18 protein-coding genes and 1 pseudogene are annotated in these 18,789 nt (G+C 59.8%); 11 read left to right on the top strand and 8 right to left on the bottom strand.

Going from position 1 to position 18,789, the window contains the following annotated elements:
- The first annotated feature begins 118 nt into the window (after positions 1-118).
- The gene (locus tag JFV26_RS10125; RefSeq protein WP_201191937.1) at positions 119-673 is read left to right on the top strand and encodes a tetratricopeptide repeat protein; all 555 of its coding nucleotides are present in this window, start codon (positions 119-121) and stop codon (positions 671-673) included.
- Between the two features lie 131 nt (positions 674-804).
- Here the strand turns inward: JFV26_RS10125 and JFV26_RS10120 are convergent, their stop codons facing one another.
- On the bottom strand, positions 805-1,134 hold the full coding sequence (locus tag JFV26_RS10120) for a DUF1820 family protein (protein ID WP_007894425.1): 330 nt from the start codon (positions 1,132-1,134) through the stop codon (positions 805-807).
- 135 nt (positions 1,135-1,269) lie between these two features.
- Here JFV26_RS10120 and miaB point away from each other — a divergent pair, with 135 nt between their 5' ends.
- The 5 genes from miaB to lnt all read left to right on the top strand — a co-directional run bounded on the left by miaB (position 1,270) and on the right by lnt (position 6,678).
- Complete coding sequence (gene miaB / locus JFV26_RS10115; protein WP_201191935.1) at positions 1,270-2,598, top strand: tRNA (N6-isopentenyl adenosine(37)-C2)-methylthiotransferase MiaB; 1,329 nt, start codon at positions 1,270-1,272, stop codon at positions 2,596-2,598.
- Positions 2,599-2,803: 205 nt separating this feature from the next.
- Complete coding sequence (locus JFV26_RS10110; RefSeq protein WP_201191933.1) at positions 2,804-3,808, top strand: PhoH family protein; 1,005 nt, start codon at positions 2,804-2,806, stop codon at positions 3,806-3,808.
- Positions 3,801-4,295, top strand: coding sequence for an rRNA maturation RNase YbeY (gene ybeY, locus JFV26_RS10105; RefSeq protein WP_201191931.1), 495 nt, complete (start codon positions 3,801-3,803; stop codon positions 4,293-4,295). Before JFV26_RS10110 ends, ybeY begins: the two co-directional genes overlap by 8 nt.
- A 5-nt stretch (positions 4,296-4,300) precedes the next feature.
- Positions 4,301-5,140 carry an HlyC/CorC family transporter gene (locus tag JFV26_RS10100; RefSeq protein ID WP_027924283.1) on the top strand — a complete coding sequence of 280 codons (840 nt, stop codon included), beginning with the start codon at positions 4,301-4,303 and terminating at the stop codon, positions 5,138-5,140.
- A gap of 14 nt (positions 5,141-5,154) precedes the next feature.
- A complete protein-coding gene (gene lnt / locus JFV26_RS10095) occupies positions 5,155-6,678 on the top strand; it encodes an apolipoprotein N-acyltransferase (RefSeq protein ID WP_201191929.1) in 1,524 nt (507 codons plus the stop codon).
- A gap of 96 nt (positions 6,679-6,774) precedes the next feature.
- Here the strand turns inward: lnt and JFV26_RS10090 are convergent.
- Both JFV26_RS10090 and JFV26_RS10085 read right to left on the bottom strand, forming a co-directional pair.
- Positions 6,775-7,535 (bottom strand): annotated as a pseudogene (locus tag JFV26_RS10090) (YdcF family protein).
- 106 nt (positions 7,536-7,641) lie between these two features.
- Positions 7,642-7,962, bottom strand: coding sequence for a hypothetical protein (locus tag JFV26_RS10085; RefSeq protein WP_123509878.1), 321 nt, complete (start codon positions 7,960-7,962; stop codon positions 7,642-7,644).
- 281 nt (positions 7,963-8,243) lie between these two features.
- Here JFV26_RS10085 and leuS point away from each other — a divergent pair, with 281 nt between their 5' ends.
- The 5 genes from leuS (at position 8,244) to JFV26_RS10060 (ending at position 14,353) form a co-directional block, all read left to right on the top strand.
- Positions 8,244-10,850, top strand: coding sequence for a leucine--tRNA ligase (gene leuS, locus JFV26_RS10080; protein WP_201191927.1), 2,607 nt, complete (start codon positions 8,244-8,246; stop codon positions 10,848-10,850).
- An 87-nt stretch (positions 10,851-10,937) separates the two neighbouring features.
- A complete protein-coding gene (locus tag JFV26_RS10075; protein ID WP_201191925.1) occupies positions 10,938-11,543 on the top strand; it encodes an LPS-assembly lipoprotein LptE in 606 nt (201 codons plus the stop codon).
- 39 nt (positions 11,544-11,582) lie between these two features.
- Complete coding sequence (holA, locus tag JFV26_RS10070; RefSeq protein WP_201192013.1) at positions 11,583-12,620, top strand: DNA polymerase III subunit delta; 1,038 nt, start codon at positions 11,583-11,585, stop codon at positions 12,618-12,620.
- Positions 12,621-12,804: 184 nt separating this feature from the next.
- Entirely contained in the window at positions 12,805-12,969 is a 165-nt protein-coding gene (gene arfA / locus JFV26_RS10065; RefSeq protein WP_201191923.1) for an alternative ribosome rescue factor ArfA, read from the top strand.
- A gap of 61 nt (positions 12,970-13,030) precedes the next feature.
- Positions 13,031-14,353, top strand: a complete 1,323-nt coding sequence (locus tag JFV26_RS10060) for a lytic murein transglycosylase (protein WP_201191922.1) — start codon at positions 13,031-13,033, stop codon at positions 14,351-14,353.
- 91 nt (positions 14,354-14,444) lie between these two features.
- Here the strand turns inward: JFV26_RS10060 and JFV26_RS10055 are convergent, their stop codons facing one another.
- From JFV26_RS10055 to JFV26_RS10035, 5 genes are all read right to left on the bottom strand, one after another.
- Positions 14,445-15,392: a S66 peptidase family protein gene (locus tag JFV26_RS10055; protein WP_201191920.1), complete on the bottom strand. Its 948-nt coding sequence runs from the start codon at positions 15,390-15,392 to the stop codon at positions 14,445-14,447.
- A gap of 175 nt (positions 15,393-15,567) precedes the next feature.
- Positions 15,568-16,593, bottom strand: a complete 1,026-nt coding sequence (gene lipA, locus JFV26_RS10050; protein WP_446739911.1) for a lipoyl synthase — start codon at positions 16,591-16,593, stop codon at positions 15,568-15,570.
- A gap of 1 nt (position 16,594) precedes the next feature.
- Positions 16,595-17,242, bottom strand: coding sequence for a lipoyl(octanoyl) transferase LipB (gene lipB, locus JFV26_RS10045; protein ID WP_201191918.1), 648 nt, complete (start codon positions 17,240-17,242; stop codon positions 16,595-16,597).
- Positions 17,242-17,517 (bottom strand): DUF493 domain-containing protein, encoded by a 276-nt coding sequence (locus tag JFV26_RS10040; protein ID WP_201191917.1) that lies wholly within the window; start codon positions 17,515-17,517, stop codon positions 17,242-17,244. Before JFV26_RS10040 ends, lipB begins: the two co-directional genes overlap by 1 nt.
- 86 nt (positions 17,518-17,603) lie before the next feature.
- Positions 17,604-18,761 (bottom strand): D-alanyl-D-alanine carboxypeptidase family protein, encoded by a 1,158-nt coding sequence (locus JFV26_RS10035; protein ID WP_201191915.1) that lies wholly within the window; start codon positions 18,759-18,761, stop codon positions 17,604-17,606.
- Positions 18,762-18,789 lie beyond the last annotated feature (28 nt).

The following is an 18,789-nucleotide window of genomic DNA, read 5'->3' as shown; positions in this document are numbered from 1 at the left end:
CCCCGCGCAGCAGAAAAACGAGTAAAGACTTTGTAAGGTTGGCCCTGCTTATTTCATAATGCGCGCTTATTGGATCCCTCAACGGGTCCGCGCGCCCTTCAGAGGTAAGTCGATTCTCATGAACCGCACCGGCCGCACCCTTGCATTGGGCTGCCTGTTGCTCCTTCAGCCCCTGCTCGCGCTCGCACAAGCAGGCGGCAACTCGTTGTTGATCCCAGCAATGGGTCGCTGCACCCTCAATACTCAGTCGCAAGACCTGACGCAAGCGCTCGCCGCCTGCCAGAAAGCGTCGGATGAAGGGGATGCTCAAGCGCAATACGAGTTGGGTGAGTTCTACTACGACGGCAAAAGCGCCCCGCGCGACCTCAATAAAGCCTTGGCCTTTTTCGAAAAAGCTTCGCTGCAAGGCCATGCCCAGGCGCAATTCAAACTCGGTACCATGTTTTTCCACGGCGAAGGCGTGCCGGCCAATAACGTTCAGGCGTATATCGTGCTGAAAATGGCCGCGGTCAATGGCGCAGAAGATGCGCTGGACACCGCCGACGAAGTCGCCGAGAAGATGCCGCGCGAAGATCTGGAAGTTGCGACCCAGGTGCTGGGGCAAATCTTCCGTAAATACCTGATGGAATTGCAGAGCGCCGATGGGCGTACGCCGTTTTCGCCACTGCCTTAGTTTCTTTATCGACCTTGATGACGCAATCGCGGGCAAGCCTTGCTCCTACAGGGTTCGTGTTGCCCGCATTCGAGGTCACACAATCTGTAGGAGCAAGGCTTGCCCGCGATTGGGGCGACTCGGTTTAAGGCCTACTTCTCAGGCATCGGCATCGGAAACGGCATCACATTGCCGACCGCGCCGCGGGCTTCGCTGATTTTCGGCGTGCCGAGGCGCTCGACTTCGTCGATGCGCACGATCGAATGCATCGGCACAAAACTGCGCACCACGCCTTCGAACTGAGCCTTGAGTTTCTCTTCGCTCGGATCGACGACCACTTGCGTGCGCTCGCCAAAGACGAACTCTTCCACTTCCAGGAAGCCCCACAGATCACTTTGATAGATCTGCTTGGCATACATTTCGTACACCTGGCCCTGGTTGAGGAAAATCACCTTGTAGATTGGGGCTTCACGTTTGGTCATGGTGGGCGGGCAACACATTGGGGGATAAAAATGAGGGCGCGAACTATAGCATAGCCACCGGACGCACAGCGGTAGGAACCTTGGGACATGTTCCCTATAATGCGCGGTTCTTTGAATCACGTGATGACTCTTTCCATGGCCAAGAAGCTTTACATCGAAACCCACGGTTGTCAGATGAACGAGTACGACAGCTCGCGCATGGTCGATCTGCTGGGCGAACATCAGGCCCTGGAAGTCACCGCGCGCGCTGAAGACGCCGACGTCATCCTGCTCAACACCTGCTCGATCCGCGAACGCGCCCAGGACCGGGTGTACTCCCAACTGGGTCGCTGGCGCGAACTGAAACTGGCCAACCCGGACATGGTAATCGCTGTCGGCGGTTGCGTGGCCAGCCAGGAAGGCGCTGCGATCCGTGATCGCGCGCCGTACGTTGACGTGGTGTTCGGCCCGCAAACCCTGCATCGCCTGCCGGAAATGATCGACGCCGCCCGCGCCACCAAGCTGCCGCAAGTGGACATCTCGTTCCCGGAAATCGAAAAATTCGACCACTTGCCCGAGCCGCGCATCGATGGCCCGAGCGCTTATGTGTCGGTCATGGAAGGCTGCAGCAAGTACTGCACGTTCTGCGTGGTGCCTTACACCCGCGGTGAAGAAGTCAGCCGCCCGTTCGACGACGTGATCGCCGAGATCATTCACCTGGCCGAAAACGGCGTACGTGAAGTGACTCTGCTGGGGCAAAACGTCAACGGCTATCGCGGCACCACTCACGACGGTCGCCTGGCGGATCTCGCCGAACTGATCCGCGTAGTGGCCGCCGTCGATGGCATCGACCGCATTCGCTACACCACTTCGCACCCGCTGGAATTCTCCGACAGCCTGATCCAGGCCCACGCCGACGTACCGGAACTGGTCAAACACCTGCACTTGCCGGTGCAGTCGGGTTCGGACCGGATTCTGTCGGCGATGAAGCGCAACCACACCGCGCTGGAATACAAATCCAAACTGCGCAAGCTGCGGGCTGCAGTACCGGGCATCTGCATCAGCTCGGACTTCATCGTCGGTTTCCCGGGCGAGACCGAGAAAGACTTCGAACAGACCATGAAGCTGATCGAGGACGTCGGTTTCGACTTCTCCTATTCGTTCGTTTATAGCCAGCGCCCGGGCACCCCGGCGGCAGACTTGGCCGACGACACGCCGGAAGCGTTGAAAAAAGAACGTTTGAACGCGTTGCAACATCGCCTGAACCAGCAGGGTTTCGAGATCAGCCGACAAATGGTTGGCTCGACCCAGCGCATTTTGGTCACCGATTATTCGAAAAAAGACCCTGGTGAGCTGCAAGGCCGGACGGAGAATAACCGTATCGTCAACTTCCGCTGCGACAATCCAACCCTGATTGGCCAGTTCGCCGACGTGCACATTGATGCTGCGCAGCCGCATTCGTTGCGGGGGTCGTTGATCCAATAATCGCCACAAAACCCGTAGGAGCATGGCTTGCCCGCGATGGCCACGCCGCGGTCTGTCTGATAGACCGCGTTATCGTTCATCGCGAGCAAGCTTTGCTCCTACAGGTATGGTGTTTGGCCCTGGGTTATTTAAGAGCTTTCGTACCCAGCCCGCTGGCGTTATCCTTGATTTCATCTTAATTGCCCCAGGGCGGCTAAATACGACCTTGAACGCACCCATCGAACCACATCGCTTTATCCTCGAGCCCTTTGAGGCTCGCCGCTTCGCCAATCTGTGCGGGCAATTCGACGAGCATCTGCGCTTGATCGAACAACGCCTGACCATCGAGATCCGCAATCGCGGAAACCAGTTCGAACTGATCGGCGAACCCCAGCACACCACCTCCGCGGAAAACCTCCTGCGCCGTCTGTACCGGGAAACCAAGGGTACCGAGCTGTCGCCGGACATGGTTCACCTGTTCCTGCAGGAATCGGCCGTCGAGGAAATGGACAACGTCTCCCCCGCCGAACCCTCCGTCGCCCTGCGCACCAAAAAAGGCATGATTCGCCCTCGCGGCTTGAATCAGTTGCGCTACGTGAAGGAAATTCTCGGTAACGACATCAATTTCGGCATCGGCCCCGCCGGTACCGGCAAGACCTATCTGGCCGTTGCCTGCGCGGTAGACGCGCTGGAACGCGAGCAGATTCGTCGCATCCTGCTGGTGCGCCCGGCGGTTGAAGCGGGCGAAAAGCTCGGCTTCCTGCCCGGTGACCTGTCCCAGAAGATCGACCCGTACCTGCGTCCGCTGTACGACGCGCTCTACGAAATGCTCGGCTTTGAACACGTGGCCAAGCTGATCGAGCGCCAGGTGATCGAAGTCGCGCCGCTGGCCTACATGCGCGGCCGCACGCTGAACAACAGCTTCATCATCCTCGACGAAAGCCAGAACACCACCGTCGAACAGATGAAGATGTTCCTGACCCGGATCGGCTTCGGCTCCACTGCAGTCATCACCGGTGACATCACCCAGGTCGACCTGCCGAAAGGCACCAAATCCGGGCTGCACCATGTGATCGAAGTGCTTAAAGACGTGCCGGGCATCAGCTTCACCCACTTCAAGCCCAAGGACGTCGTGCGCCATCCGCTGGTGCAACGCATCGTCGAAGCCTACGAGCGCTTCGAGAATCGGGTAGCCGATGAAGCCCCAAAGGACAAACGCCACGATGCTTGAACTTGATCTGCAGCTTGAAAGCCGGAAAGCCGCCCCAAGCGAAGCCGAGTTCCGCCAATGGTGCGAACTGGCCCTGCGCCAACGCACCGCCGATTCTGAAATGACCATTCGTTTGGTCGACGAAGAAGAAGCCCGCGAACTGAACTTCACCTGGCGGCAGAAAGACTACGCCACCAACGTTTTGTCGTTCCCGGCCGATGTTCCCGACGAGTTTCTCGATATTCCACTGCTCGGCGATCTGGTGATCTGCGTGGCGGTGGTCGAGCGCGAAGCCGCGGAGCAAGGCAAGGAACTAAAGGCCCACTGGGCGCATCTGGTCATTCACGGTTGCTTGCATCTGCTTGGTTACGACCATATAGATGATGACGAAGCCGAAGAAATGGAAGCACTGGAACGAACGTTGCTTGCAGAGTTGGGCTATCCCGACCCTTATGCGGACGACGAAACCGAAACATCCCCTATCGTTACAACAAAGGATTCAGAGTAATCGCTATGAGCGAAGATCGATCGAGCAACGGGCAGAAGTCATGGCTGGGTAAGCTCACCCAGGCTTTTGCCCACGAGCCGAAGAACCGCCAGGAGCTGCTGGAGCTGCTGCGCGACGCACACCAAAACAAATTGCTGGACAGCGAAGCGCTGGCCATCGTCGAGGGCGCCATCCAGGTAGCTGACCTGCAAGTACGGGACATCATGGTCCCGCGCTCGCAAATGGTCAGCATCAAGGCGACCCAGACACCCCGCGAGTTCCTGCCCGCCGTGGTCGACTCGGCCCACTCCCGCTACCCGGTGATCGGCGAAAGCCACGATGACGTGATGGGCGTGTTGCTGGCCAAGGACTTGCTGCCGTTGATCCTCAAGGAGAACGGCGACAGCTTCAACATCAAGGATCTGCTGCGCCCGGCCACTTTCGTGCCGGAGTCCAAGCGCCTGAATGTGCTGCTGCGTGAATTCCGCGCCAACCACAACCACATGGCCATCGTCATTGACGAATACGGCGGCGTGGCGGGCCTGGTGACCATCGAAGACGTGCTGGAACAAATCGTCGGCGACATCGAAGACGAGCATGACGTCGAAGAAGACAGCTACATCAAGCCGTTGCCAAGTGGTGACTTCCTGATCAAGGCGCTGACGCCGATCGAGAACTTCAACGAGTTCTTCGACAGCGAGTTCTCCGATGACGAGTTCGACACCGTTGGCGGCCTGGTGATGAGCGCGTTCGGGCACTTGCCAAAACGCAACGAAATCACTGAAATCGGCCCGTATCGCTTTCGCATCCTGAACGCTGACAGCCGTCGGATTCATTTGCTGCGCCTGACACCTATCGCTCGGTAATTCTAAGGATTGAAATGCGCTGGATAACCCGCCCCGGCTGGCCCGGTAACCTGCTGGCCGTGGCGGCCGGTGCAATCACCACTCTGGCGTTAGCGCCGTACGATATCTGGCCGCTGGCATTGCTGGCAGTCGGGCTCTTCTATGCCGGTTTACGTGAACTGAGCCCGCGTCAGGCCTTGGGTCGTGGCTGGTGTTTCGGTTTCGGCTTGTTTGGCGCCGGCACTAGCTGGATCTACTACAGCATCCACCACTTCGGCGGCGCTTCGGTGTTGCTGGCCGGGTTCCTGATGCTGATCTTCACCGCGGCGATTGCCTGGTTCTTCGCCCTGCCCGCCTGGCTTTGGGCGCGCTGGTTGCGCCGTAACGAAGCACCGCTGGCGGATGCCTTGGCGTTTGCCGCGTTGTGGGTCGGCCAGGAAGCGTTTCGTGGCTGGTTTCTCACCGGCTTCCCGTGGCTCTATTCCGGTTACAGCCAGCTCAACGGCCCACTGGCCGGGCTCGCACCGCTGGGCGGAATGTGGCTGGTGTCCTTCGTTCTGGCGCTGACTGCTGCGCTGATCTGGAACGCTCCACGCCTGACTCGCACGGGTCGCAAGGGTTTCATCGCCGCTGGCGTTGTACTGCTGGCGGGTCCATGGGTGGCGGGTATCACGCTCAAGGAGCATGCCTGGACCAGTCCGGCCGGACCGGCGCTGAGTGTCGCGGCGATCCAGGGCAACATCGAACAAAGCATGAAGTGGGACCCGGCGCAGGTTAATTCGCAATTGGCGCTGTACCGCGACATGAGCTTCAGCTCCAAGCGCGTCGACCTGCTGATCTGGCCGGAAACGGCGGTACCGGTGCTCAAGGAGTCTGCCGAGGGCTACTTGAACATGATGGGGAATTTCGCCGCCGAACGTAAAACCGCGCTGATTACCGGCGTACCGATCCGCCAGGAAGTCCGTCATGAGAAGCGCTTCTTCAACGGCATCACCGTGGTTGGCGAAGGCGATGGCACTTACCTCAAGCAGAAGCTGGTGCCGTTTGGCGAGTACGTTCCGCTGCAGGACTTGCTGCGCGGGCTGATCGCGTTCTTCGACCTGCCGATGTCGGACTTTGCCCGTGGCCCGGCCGACCAGCCGCTGCTGCAAGCCAAGGGTTATCAGATCGCGCCGTTCATTTGCTATGAAGTGGTCTATCCGGAATTCGCCGCCAGCCTCGCCGCTCGCAGCGATTTGCTGCTGACCATCAGCAACGATACCTGGTTCGGCACCTCCATCGGCCCACTGCAACACTTGCAGATGGCGCAGATGCGCGCGCTTGAGGCTGGCCGCTGGATGATCCGGGCCACCAACAACGGCGTGACCGGTTTGATCAACCCGTACGGGCAGATCACCGCGCAGATTCCGCAGTTTGAACGCGGCATTCTGTATGGCGAAGTGGTGCCGATGCACAACCTGACGCCGTACCTGGAATGGCGTTCGTGGCCGTTGATTATTCTGTGTGTGTTGTTATTTGGCTGGGCGCTGTTGGCTAGCCGGATTGCGAAAACCGTTTAAGTTTCGCAGCCCCTGTAAAAAGATCGCAGCCTTTGGCAGCTCCTACATGGGATTGAGCTCACCCTGTAGGAGCTGCCGAAGGCTGCGATCTTTGCTTTAACGGTAGAAAATCGAATACCCGATCTGCCCCACCGCCTCATTCAACAACTGCCCGGATTGCCAGATCGACTTGAACTCCGGCATCCAGCCGCCCAACGGCCGGGCATTGTCCACGCCCAAAAACCCACCGGTGCTGGCACCACTTCAAATCCTGCCTGCTTGAAACTCCAGGCCGCCCGCGGCATGTGCCAGGCCTGAGTCACCACGACCACGCGCTTGATGCCTTGCGGCAACAGCACCTGGGCACTGAACTGCGCATTTTCCCAAGTTGTGCGGCTGCGCCCTTCCTGCCAACGCACTGTCACGCCGAAATCATCGAGCAACGAATCGGCCATCAATTTGGCTTCCGTCGGTGGTGTGCCGTAATGCAGTCCGCCGCTGGTGAGGATCGGCAGGCCCGAGGCCTTGGCCAATCGTGCGGCATACCGCTGGCGCTCCAGGCCGACGCCGGTCGGCTGGTCGGCGCCCCAGGCCAAATCGCCCCGTTCACGCCCCGATCCCAACACCACAATCGCATCAGCGCGCTGACTTAAGGTCGCCCACTCGTCGAGCCCCAGCGCCGGCTCCCGCTCCAACGCCTTGGCGCTCCACTGCACCACCACCGGCAAACTCATCAGCCAGAACCCGCCGAGCCCCAGCGCAAAGCAAAACCCGGCCAGCCGTGGCCTTGAGCGGCGCAACCACCAGGCAAGCGCCAGCAACAGCAGAAGAATGCCGGGCGGCAATAAAAGTTGTTTTACGAAATAACGAAAAGGCATCGAGCATCTCCAGAGATGCCCGAAGCCTAAGTGGGTTGACGCAATGCGACAACTAATGCGCAAGGGCTATGCTTCAAAAAACCATAGGTCATGGCTTCAAGCGCCCTTACTTGAACTGCAGAGACCGGACCTTTACCGCGTCCCTGCCGGGTGCTTTGTCCTTGAGCCAGATGATCTTGGCCGAACGTGGTGCGTCGAGCTGCTTCACTGCTTCTGACAAGCATCCGTGTGTCTCACGCTCACTGCGATCCAGGTACGCCTTGACCAGTGCAAACTCTGCGGGGCTCAGGCCACGCAACTCCAGCTCCAGGGGACGTTCATCACGTAACCGACCGGCGGTTTTCGCCGCGTCCAGGGCCATCCCCAGACGATCGATCAATCGTTCATACAACTCCGGCTTTGTAACTTTACGTTGTGACTCAACCATCCCTCACCTCATTGAAGATAAGACTCACTCCCCAATTAGGAGCTTAGCTTCCATGAACAAACCGGCTGAACCCTGCGACCAACGGCCCTCGCAGCAGGTTTGGAGCGACCTTATGCCTGTAATCAGGGTTTCCCTCGATAGAGTGCGGTCATGTATGCTACGGCGCTTCCTGTAACTCCACTTCCAGCTCGTCTGGACAGCGAACCGCCGATTTGACGGGATCATCGTCCAGCGTTGCATTGAAGAGGATTAGGCCACCCCTATTCAGTTCAAAAGTAGCCATGCACGAACAATATCAGCCCCGTGAAATCGAAGCCGCCGCCCAGTCGTTCTGGGACGAGCAAAAGTCCTTTGAAGTCAGTGAACAGCCAGGCAAGGAGACTTTCTACTGCCTGTCGATGTTCCCTTACCCCAGCGGCAAGCTACACATGGGGCACGTGCGCAACTACACCATCGGCGACGTGATCTCCCGCTACCAGCGCATGCAAGGCAAGAACGTCCTGCAACCCATGGGTTGGGACGCCTTCGGCATGCCGGCAGAAAACGCCGCAATGAAGAACAACGTAGCACCCGCCAAGTGGACCTACGAAAACATCGCCTACATGAAAACCCAGCTGCGCAGCCTGGGCCTGGCGGTGGACTGGTCCCGCGAGGTGACCACCTGCAAGCCTGATTACTACCGCTGGGAACAATGGCTGTTCACTCGCCTGTTCGAAAAAGGCGTGATCTACCGCAAAAACGGCACCGTGAACTGGGACCCGGTCGATCAGACCGTCCTGGCTAACGAACAGGTGATCGACGGCCGCGGCTGGCGTTCCGGCGCGCTGATCGAAAAGCGCGAAATCCCGATGTACTACTTCAAGATCACCGCTTACGCGGACGAGCTGTTGTCGAGCCTCGACGATCTGCCGGGCTGGCCTGAACAGGTCAAGACCATGCAGCGCAACTGGATCGGCAAATCCCGCGGTATGGAAGTGCAGTTCCCGTACAACGTCGATTCCATCGGCGAAAGCGGCGTATTGAAAGTCTTCACCACCCGTCCGGACACCCTGATGGGCGCGACCTACGTTGCCGTGGCCGCCGAACATCATTTGGCTGCCCTGGCGGCACAGAACAACCCCGAGCTGCAAGCGTTCATCGCTGAATGCAAGGGCGGCAGCGTCGCCGAAGCCGACGTCGCCACTCAAGAGAAAAAGGGCCTGCCGACCTCGCTGTTCGTCGAGCACCCGCTGACCGGTGAGAAGCTCCCGGTGTGGGTCGCCAACTATGTGCTGATGCACTACGGCGATGGCGCGGTAATGGCCGTTCCGGCGCACGATGAGCGCGATTTCGAATTTGCCACCAAGTACAACCTGCCGATCAAATCGGTAGTGCGCACCAGCTCCGGCGACACCAACCCCTCGCCATGGCAAGACGCTTATGGCGAACACGGCACGCTGATCAATTCCGGCGAATTCGACGGCCTGGACTTCGAAGGCGCCTTCGACGCCATGGAAGTCGCGCTGATCAAGAAAAACCTTGGCGCCTCGCGCACCCAGTTCCGCCTGCGCGACTGGGGCATCAGCCGTCAGCGCTATTGGGGCTGCCCGATTCCGATCATCCACTGCGACACCTGTGGTGATGTGCCGGTCCCGGAAGATCAACTGCCCGTCGTACTGCCGGAAGACGTGGTGCCGGATGGCGCCGGTTCGCCACTGGCGCGCATGCCCGAGTTCTACGAGTGCGCTTGCCCGAAATGCGGCCAGCCTGCCAAGCGTGAAACCGACACCATGGACACCTTCGTCGAGTCCTCGTGGTACTACGCCCGTTATGCCTCGCCGCACTATGAAGGCGGCCTGGTGGAAAAATCCGCGGCCGACCACTGGTTGCCGGTTGACCAGTACATCGGTGGTATCGAACACGCGATTCTTCACCTGCTGTACGCGCGCTTCTTCCACAAGCTGATGCGCGACGAAGGCCTGGTGAGCTCCAACGAGCCGTTCAAGAACCTGCTGACCCAAGGCATGGTGATCGCCGAGACTTACTACCGTCGCGAAGCCAATGGTGCCTACACCTGGTTCAACCCGGCTGATGTAGAACTTGAGCGTGACAGCAAGGCCAAGGTCATTAGCGCCAAACTGATCTCCGACGGCTTGCCGGTGGAAATCGGCGGCACCGAGAAGATGGCCAAGTCCAAGAACAACGGCGTCGACCCACAGTCGATGATTGACCAGTTCGGCGCAGACACCTGCCGCCTGTTCATGATGTTCGCCTCGCCACCCGACATGAGCGCGGAATGGTCCGACTCAGGCGTAGAAGGTTCGCACCGCTTCCTCAAGCGCGTCTGGCGCCTGGCTCAAGCGCACGTCACTCAGGGGCTGCCGGGCACACTTGAGGTCGCCAGCCTGAACGACGAACAAAAGGCCGTTCGCCGCTCGATTCACCTGGCCATCAAGCAAGCCAGCCAGGACGTCGGCCAGCACCACAAATTCAACACCGCCATCGCCCAGGTGATGACGCTGATGAACGTGCTGGAAAAAGCCCCGCAAGGCACCGAACAGGATCGCGCACTGCTTCAAGAAGGTCTGGAAACCGTGACCTTGCTGCTGGCTCCAATCACGCCGCACATCAGCCATGAGTTGTGGAATCAGCTGGGGCATGCCGATCCTGTGATCGACGCCGGCTGGCCGGTGCAGGATGACAGCGCTTTGGTACAGGACAGCCTGACACTGGTCATCCAGGTCAACGGTAAACTGCGCGGCCAGATCGAAATGCCGGCCAGCGCCACCCGCGAAGAAGTCGAAGCCGCTGCTCGGGCCAATGAAAACGTGCTGCGCTTCGTCGATGGCCTGACTATTCGTAAAGTGATTGTAGTGCCCGGGAAACTGGTCAATATCGTCGCCAGCTAATTGGATCAGGCGCCAGGTGAGCCTGGCGCCGCGTAAAACCTTTCGGGCCGCACGGTCGGCCCACATGGTTTCAAGGGGAGCAACAAGATGATCAAACGCAACTTGCTGGTGATGGGCCTCGCAGTCCTGTTGAGCGCCTGCGGTTTCCAGCTGCGCGGCACCGGCACCACTGAACTGGCGATCAAGGAACTCGACGTGAGCGCCCGCAACGCTTACGGCGAAACCGTGACTCAACTGCGCCAGGTGCTGCAGAGCAGCGGCGTCAAGGTCTATACCGGTGCACCGTATAAGCTGATTCTGACCGATGAGCAGGAAAACCAGCGCATCCTCAGTTATGCCGGTGCCGGCCGTACGGGTGAGTACCAGGTGACCACCGTGCTGAACTACGACATCCGTGGTGAACACGATCTGTCACTGATAAGCGACAAACTCGAAGTGCAGAAAATCTTCATTCACGACGGCAACAACCTGGTGGGTTCCGACCAGGAAGCCAGCACGGCTCGCGTAGAAACCCGTCGCGAGATGGTTCAACGCATGATCCTGCGCCTGCAACAGATCACCCCGGCTCAGCTGGATCAGTTGCAAGCGACCGCGAATGCGCGTGCCAAGGCTGACGCCGATGCACTGCAAGCCGCACAGAAGGCTGAAGCGCAAACGCCGCGTCAGTCGCCTGTCGAAATCCCGCAGCAGTAAGACTTACGGGGCGCCCTGGCGCCCCGTTTGCCCTCTCTTATGAAACTCGCCCCCGCCCAACTCGCTAAACACCTGCAAGGTGCCCTTGCGCCGGTCTACATCATCAGTGGCGATGACCCACTGCTGTGTCAGGAAGCGGCCGACGCCATCCGCGCGGCTGCCCGCCAGCAGGGTTTCGATGAACGCCAGGTCTTCGCCGCCGACGCCAGTTTCGACTGGGGAACGCTGCTGCAGGCTGGCGCCAGCATGTCGCTGTTCGCTGAAAAGCGTCTTCTGGAACTTCGCCTGCCATCAGGCAAGCCGGGTGACAAAGGCGCCGCCGCGTTTATCGAATACTGCGCGCGCCCGGCCGAAGACACCGTGCTGCTGATCAGCCTGCCCAAGCTCGATGGCGCCGCTCAGAAGACCAAGTGGGGCAAGGCGCTGGTTGAAGGTCCACAAACCCAGTTCGTGCAGATCTGGCCGGTGGATGCCAACCAGTTGCCGAGCTGGATTCGCCAGCGGTTGTCTCAGGCTGGCCTGTCTGCCAGCCAGGACGCCGTCGAGCTGATCGCCGCGCGGGTCGAGGGCAACTTGTTGGCCGCCGCCCAGGAAATCGAAAAGCTCAAGCTGATGGCCGAGGGTGGCCAGATCACTGTCGAAACCGTGCAAGCGGCCGTAGCCGACAGTGCACGCTTTGACGTGTTCGGCCTGACTGACGCGATTCTGAACGGCGAAGCCGCCCACGCCTTGCGCATGCTCGAAGGGCTGCGTGGCGAAGGTGTCGAACCACCGGTGATTCTCTGGGCCCTGGCCCGTGAGCTGCGCTTGCTGGCCAGCCTGGCGCTGCAATACAGCCAGGGCGTGCCGCTGGACAAGGCGTTCAGTTCGGCCCGACCACCGGTCTGGGACAAACGCAAACCGCTGATGAGCAAAGCCCTGCAACGCTACTCGGCGCAACGCTGGGCGCAGTTGTTGCTGGAAGCGCAGCGCATTGATGCGCAGATCAAGGGCCAGGCGGCGGGTTCGCCGTGGATGAGTTTGAGTCGGCTGTCGTTGTTGATGGCCGGGCAGAGATTGTCGTTGCCGGCCGAGTAAGATCAAAAGCAAGATCAAGAGATCGCAGCCTTCGGCAGCGCCCACAGGCGCGTAGGAGCTGCCGAAGGCTGCGATCTTTTGATCTTTCTTCCTACAAAACTCACATCCATCTGCCCTATAGACAGAACCCGAACTTCGGCAGATTATTTCCCCCGCAAAACCCACTCATCCGAGAGATCTGATCATGAGCAAAAAGCCACCCAGGCATGGCCCCAACAAGGCCAAATCCATTATCGCCCAGCCACTGTTCCGTAGCCGCCAGGAACCCGCCGGCAAGGGCAAAGGCAGCTACCGCCGCGAAGCCTTCCAGTCTAATAGCTGGGAGGCTTCTTACTTTCTGGCCGCTTAAAGCAGAACACCCCTTCTCCATGTTAAGGTCTGCACCTGATTCGTATTCTCTGGACCTGTGCATGCCCCTTTGTCTTTCCCGTCGTTGGCACCTTCGCCAATTGATTGCTGCCTCCAGCCTCATACTGCTTGTCGCCTGCGCGGAAAAACCGACCGCCGCCGACGCCCAACCGCTTCAGACTGTCCCCGTCGCAACGGCCCCTGCGGTCATACCGCCAGTCGTGCCGACAGGTGAAAACCTCGACATCCAGCCGACGCAAACCTTCGCTGAATGGCAGGCCGGTTTTCGCAAGGAGGCCCTGGCCGCCGGCATCCGCGCCGATGTGTTCGACCGTGCGTTCGCCAACGTCAGCTTCGATGAGAGCGTCATCCGCGCCGACCGTAGCCAGCCAGAGTTTTCCCGCCCGGTGTGGGAATACCTCGATGGCGCGCTGTCACCGTTGCGGGTGCGTAAAGGCCAGGCGCTGATCAGCCAGTACGCCGATACCCTGCAAGCCATCGAACAGCGCTATGGCGTTGATCGCCAGGCACTCGTGGCGGTGTGGGGCATGGAAAGTAACTTCGGGCAGTTCCAGGGCACCAAGTCGGTGATCAATTCCCTGGCGACCCTGGCCTATGAAGGCCGACGCCCGGGCTTTGCTCACGCGCAGTTGATTGCCGCCCTGCAGATCCTGCAACAGGGCGATATCACACCGGAGAAAATGCTTGGCTCCTGGGCCGGCGCCATGGGCCAGACCCAGTTCATTCCAACCATATACAACACCCTCGCCGTAGATTTCGATGGCGACGGTCGTCGCGATATCTGGGGCAGCCCGGCCGATGCCCTGGCTTCGACCGCGCACTACCTGCAAAGCTCCGGCTGGCAGAAAGGCCAGCCGTGGGGCTTCGAAGTGCAACTGGCTGGCGGCTTCAATTACGCCCTGGCCGACGGCGCCATCCGCAAAAGCGTTGCCGAATGGCTGCAACTGGGCGTGACGTTGCCCAATGGCGAACAGATGCCGGCCGGTGCTGAACACCTGTCTGCCGCCCTGCTGCTGCCGGCAGGTTATCGCGGCCCGGCGTTCCTGATCCTTGATAACTTCCGGGCGATCCTCAAGTACAACAACTCGTCGTCGTACGCCTTGGCAATCAGCCTGTTGTCCGAGCGCTTCAGCGGCGGCGGACTGGTCAGTGGCACCTGGCCAAAAGATGATTTACCGCTGAGCCGGAGTGAGCGGATCGAGTTGCAAAACCTGCTGAGCACCCAGAATTACGAAGCGGGCAATGCTGATGGGATCATCGGCGCCAATACCCGCAAGGCGATCCGTAGTGCCCAGCAGTCGTTTGGCTGGCCAGCGGATGGGTATCCGACGCATAAGCTGCTGGAAGGTTTGCGTAACCGCTAAAAGCAAAGATCGCAGCCTTCGGCAGCTCCTACGGGTGTACACAAAACCCTGTAGGCGCTGCCGAAGGCTGCGATCTTTTGGCGACGCGGTACTACCTGACCACCACATCCTGCTCCAACACCAACACCTTGTTCCCCGCATCCAGCCGCACCAACGCGCCCATCGGCAACGTCAGGTTCGGATCACAATGCCCGCTGCGCCAACCGGCGAGCACCGGAATCCGAAACGGCTCGAAGGTTTGCTTGAGCAGCAATGCCAGCGCACCCGCATCAACCCCCGCCACATCCCCGACCAGAACCCCACGAAGCTTGGCCAACGTGCCCGCCAGGCGCAATTGCGTCAGCAGCCGGTCAATGCGGTACAGCGGCTCGTTGACGTCCTCGATGAACAGAATCACACCCTCTGCATCCATTTCGTAAGGCGTGCCCATCGTCGCGGCAATCATCGACAGATTGCCGCCCAGCAAGCGCCCATGAGCGATGCCAGGCTCGATCGTGATCAACGGGTAGGCCACCGGATGGGACAACACGCTGCCCGCCTTCACCTGCCCGCGCAGCATGCTGAAGAACGACGACTCGGTCGGCTGCTGTTTGTCGTCCAGCAGGTCAGCGTTGAGCAGCGGACCATGAAAGGTCACGAAGCCTGCATAACGACTGATCGCCAGGTGCAACGCGGTGATGTCGCTGTAGCCGATAAAGGGCTTGGCATTGGCACGTAACAAGTCGAAGTCGATGCGATCCAGCAAACGCGGAGTACCGTAACCGCCACGCAGGCAAATGATGGCGTCGACCTCGGTGTCGGCGAAGGCCCCGTGCAGATCATTGAGCCGCACATCGTCACTGCCGGCCAGGTAGCCATCTTTCTCGTAAACGCCAGGAAACACCCGCAACGCATAGCCCCGGGCGCGCATCCATTGCAGCGCCCTGTCAGTGTCCAGCGGCGCGGGGCCGGCGGGCGCAATCACGCCGATCAACCCTTCCGGCGGCAAGGCCGGTACAGGTGCGAGAGGAAAAAGGGTGTGGGTCGGTCGAACGGTCATCCATGAATCTCCCTGCGTGACAACGTCTGCACACAGTAGTCAGGAACGGTAACAAACAGAAGAGGCTCAGTTGCGCCGCGCATTACAGGAAAAGCCTCTGCTGGACGTAGGCAAAGCAAAAAAACGCCCGCAAGGCCTGAAGAGCCATGCGGGCGTTTTTTGTGTCATCGGCCAATCACAAGGACGACATCAGCTCGGCTTTAACCAGCTTCGCCTGCTCGTCGGCATGGTACGAGGAACGTACCAACGGGCCGGAAGCCACGTTCTTGAAGCCCATCTTGTAACCTTCCTCGGCAAACCAGGCGAACACGTCCGGGTGGACGAAACGCTGCACCGGCAAGTGGCTGCGGGACGGTTGCAGGTACTGGCCGAGGGTCAGCATGTCGATGTCGTGTTCGCGCATGCGCTTCATGACTTCGATGACTTCTTCGTCGGTCTCGCCCAGGCCAAGCATCAGGCCGGACTTGGTCGGAATGTGCGGCATCATCTGCTTGAAGCGTTGCAGCAGCGTCAGCGACCACTGGTAATCCGACCCAGGACGCGCAGCCTTGTACAGGCGCGGCACGGTTTCCAGGTTGTGGTTGAACACATCCGGCGGCTCGGCGGCGGTGATTTCCAGTGCCACGTCCATGCGGCCACGGTAGTCCGGGACCAGGGTTTCGAGTTGCACGTTCGGCGACAGCTTGCGGATCTCGCGGATGCAGTCGGCAAAGTGCTGGGCACCGCCGTCGCGCAGGTCGTCGCGGTCCACAGAGGTGATCACCACGTACTTGAGTTTCAGGTCGGCGATGGCAATAGCCAGGCTTTGCGGCTCGTTGACGTCCAGTGGTTTCGGACGGCCGTGGCCGACGTCGCAGAACGGGCAGCGACGGGTGCAGATGTCGCCCATGATCATGAACGTCGCGGTGCCGCCGGAGAAACATTCACCCAGGTTCGGGCAGGACGCTTCTTCGCAAACGCTGTGCAGCTTGTGTTTGCGCAGCAGGGCCTTGATGCGATCGACTTCCGGGGATACCGGGATGCGCACGCGGATCCAGTCAGGCTTCTTCGGCAGTTCGGTGGTCGGAATGATCTTTACCGGGATGCGTGCAACCTTCTCGGCGCCGCGCAGCTTGACGCCGGCTTCAACCTTGGCACGCGGGGCCGGGCGCTCGGTAACATCCAGCGTCGGGATCATGGTTTGCACTGCATCAGTAGTCATATCAGTCGATTCCGCCCGTGAGGGTCGTCTGCTCAGCATAGTCGAGGTGTTTGACGAGCTGCGCGCGCAGCCGGGCACTTACCTCGGCAAATTCAATCGATCCTGCGTGATCGCTCAGCTGGGTCATCGCCAGCCCGGCGTAGCCGCAGGGATTAATCCGTCGAAACGGTTCCAGGTTCATGTCCACGTTCAGGGCCAGGCCATGAAAGGAGCAACCATGGCGGATCCGCAGACCCAAGGACGCGATTTTCGCCCCGTCGACGTAGACGCCCGGCGCGTCGGGCTTGGCTGCGGCAGTAACGCCATAGCTGGCCAGCAACTCGATCAGGCAAAGCTCCATGCGGGTGACCAGGTCACGCACGCCGAAACCCAGTTTGCGCACATCCAGCAACAGGTAAGCCACCAATTGGCCTGGGCCGTGATAAGTCACCTGACCGCCGCGGTCAACCTGCACCACCGGGATATCTCCCGGCAGCAACAGGTGCTCGGCCTTGCCGGCCTGGCCCTGGGTGAACACCGGAGGGTGTTCCACCAGCCAGATCTCGTCCGCCGCGTCAGTGCCGCGTTCGTTGGTGAAGCGTTGCATGGCATGCCAGACCGGCTCGTAAGCCATCTGGCCGAGCTCACGAAAGCCCAGCGCGCCAGACATCACAACACCATGTGCACGAAACCGGTAGCCCGCAACTCGCTATTGATGTCGTACAGCTGGTCTTGACCGGTGGCGATGATGTGCAGCTGGATGGTGGTGTACTTGCCGTTGCTGCTTTGGCGTTCGTCCACACGCTCATCGTTGACCGTCGCGTGTTTCTTGACGATGTCGATGATCTTTTGCTTGATGTCGACAATGGTGTCGCCGATCACTTTGATCGGGTAATCATTGGCGGGAAATTCGATCTTTGGCGCCTTTACTTCGGTATCTGTCATGGCGTAACGGCCTCGTAAGCGTAAGCCGTGGCAACGAACATGGCCCCGCTCCGGATGGGAACGGGGCCATGCTGGTCCACACTAATTCAGTTGAACAAGCCGTAGAAGAATAGACGGATGCTATCCCACATGCGGCGGAAGATACCACCCTCGTCGACCGCGTCCAGAGCGATCAGGTCAGCGCTGTGCACTACCTTGTCGTCCAGTTTCACTTCGACTTTACCGATCACGTCGCCCTTGGCGATTGGCGCAACCAGTTGCGGGTTCATGGTCATGCTGGCGGCGAGCTTTTTCAGCTGGCCTTTTGGCAGGGTCATGGTCAGGTCTTCAGCCAGGCCGGCCTTGACTTGATTGGTGGTGCCTTTCCAGACAGGGGCCTGAGCCAGCTCGGCGCCTTTCTGATAGAAGGTCTGGGTTTCGAAGAAGCGGAAACCGTAGGTCAGCAGTTTTTGCGTTTCGGAAGCACGAGCCACTTCGCTGTTGGTGCCGAACACCACGGCGATCAGGCGCATGCCATCACGTACAGCCGAAGACACCATGCAGTAGCCGGCTTCCTCGGTGTGACCGGTTTTCAGACCATCAACGGTCTTGTCGCGCCACAGCAGCAGGTTGCGGTTAGGCTGCTTGATGCCGTTCCAGAAGAACTCTTTCTGCGAGTAGATCGCGTAGTGAGCCGGGTCTTCGTGGATGATCGCGCGAGCCAGGATTGCCATGTCATGAGCTGTCGAGTAGTGCTCAGGGTTCGGCAAGCCGGTCGGGTTCATGAAGTGGGTGTTGGACATGCCCAGATCAGCGACCGTTTTGTTCATCAGGTCGGCGAACGCGTCTTCGCTACCGGCGATGTGCTCGGAGAGCGCAACACTGGCGTCGTTACCCGACTGAATGATGATGCCGTGCAGCAGGTCGCTGACAGTGACCTGCGAGCCAACCTTGATGAACATCCGCGAACCGCCGGTACGCCAGGCGTTCTCACTGACCGTCACCGGGTCGTTCTCGCCGATCTGGCCGCGACGGATTTCCAGGGTCGCGATGTACGCGGTCATCAGTTTGGTCAGGCTGGCGGGCGGCAGACGCTGGTCACCGTTGTTCTCGACCAGCACGTTGCCGCTGCTGGCGTCCATGAGCACGTAGGATTTAGCGGCCAGTTGCGGTGGCGACGGCATCATTTCTACCGCAAAAGCGGCAGGCGTGATGAACAGCGGGACTAACAGGCACAGGCGTTTGGCAAAGGTGGTGATGTTCATCCGTCTCTCGAAATCGCTAATGGAAACT

This window comes from Pseudomonas sp. TH31, assembly GCF_016650815.1.
Taxonomy (GTDB): domain Bacteria; phylum Pseudomonadota; class Gammaproteobacteria; order Pseudomonadales; family Pseudomonadaceae; genus Aquipseudomonas.
The sequence above is the reverse complement of the archived record's forward strand: the minus strand, read 5'-3'. Positions and strand labels throughout refer to the sequence as shown.

Bases quoted from the DNA above. Each gene is read 5' to 3' on its own strand.
- JFV26_RS10085 (WP_123509878.1), bottom strand. From the start codon at position 7,962: ATGGTTGAGTCACAACGTAAAGTTACAAAGCCGGAGTTGTATGAACGA.
- JFV26_RS10075 (WP_201191925.1), top strand. From the start codon at position 10,938: ATGATCAAACGCAACTTGCTGGTGATGGGCCTCGCAGTCCTGTTGAGC.
- lnt (WP_201191929.1), top strand. From the start codon at position 5,155: ATGCGCTGGATAACCCGCCCCGGCTGGCCCGGTAACCTGCTGGCCGTG.
- JFV26_RS10035 (WP_201191915.1), bottom strand. From the start codon at position 18,761: ATGAACATCACCACCTTTGCCAAACGCCTGTGCCTGTTAGTCCCGCTG.
- lipB (WP_201191918.1), bottom strand. From the start codon at position 17,242: ATGTCTGGCGCGCTGGGCTTTCGTGAGCTCGGCCAGATGGCTTACGAG.
- JFV26_RS10055 (WP_201191920.1), bottom strand. From the start codon at position 15,392: ATGACCGTTCGACCGACCCACACCCTTTTTCCTCTCGCACCTGTACCG.
- holA (WP_201192013.1), top strand. From the start codon at position 11,583: ATGAAACTCGCCCCCGCCCAACTCGCTAAACACCTGCAAGGTGCCCTT.
- JFV26_RS10120 (WP_007894425.1), bottom strand. From the start codon at position 1,134: ATGACCAAACGTGAAGCCCCAATCTACAAGGTGATTTTCCTCAACCAG.
- miaB (WP_201191935.1), top strand. From the start codon at position 1,270: ATGGCCAAGAAGCTTTACATCGAAACCCACGGTTGTCAGATGAACGAG.
- JFV26_RS10040 (WP_201191917.1), bottom strand. From the start codon at position 17,517: ATGACAGATACCGAAGTAAAGGCGCCAAAGATCGAATTTCCCGCCAAT.
- JFV26_RS10060 (WP_201191922.1), top strand. From the start codon at position 13,031: ATGCCCCTTTGTCTTTCCCGTCGTTGGCACCTTCGCCAATTGATTGCT.
- JFV26_RS10100 (WP_027924283.1), top strand. From the start codon at position 4,301: ATGAGCGAAGATCGATCGAGCAACGGGCAGAAGTCATGGCTGGGTAAG.
- lipA (WP_446739911.1), bottom strand. From the start codon at position 16,593: ATGACTACTGATGCAGTGCAAACCATGATCCCGACGCTGGATGTTACC.
- arfA (WP_201191923.1), top strand. From the start codon at position 12,805: ATGAGCAAAAAGCCACCCAGGCATGGCCCCAACAAGGCCAAATCCATT.
- JFV26_RS10125 (WP_201191937.1), top strand. From the start codon at position 119: ATGAACCGCACCGGCCGCACCCTTGCATTGGGCTGCCTGTTGCTCCTT.
- leuS (WP_201191927.1), top strand. From the start codon at position 8,244: ATGCACGAACAATATCAGCCCCGTGAAATCGAAGCCGCCGCCCAGTCG.
- ybeY (WP_201191931.1), top strand. From the start codon at position 3,801: ATGCTTGAACTTGATCTGCAGCTTGAAAGCCGGAAAGCCGCCCCAAGC.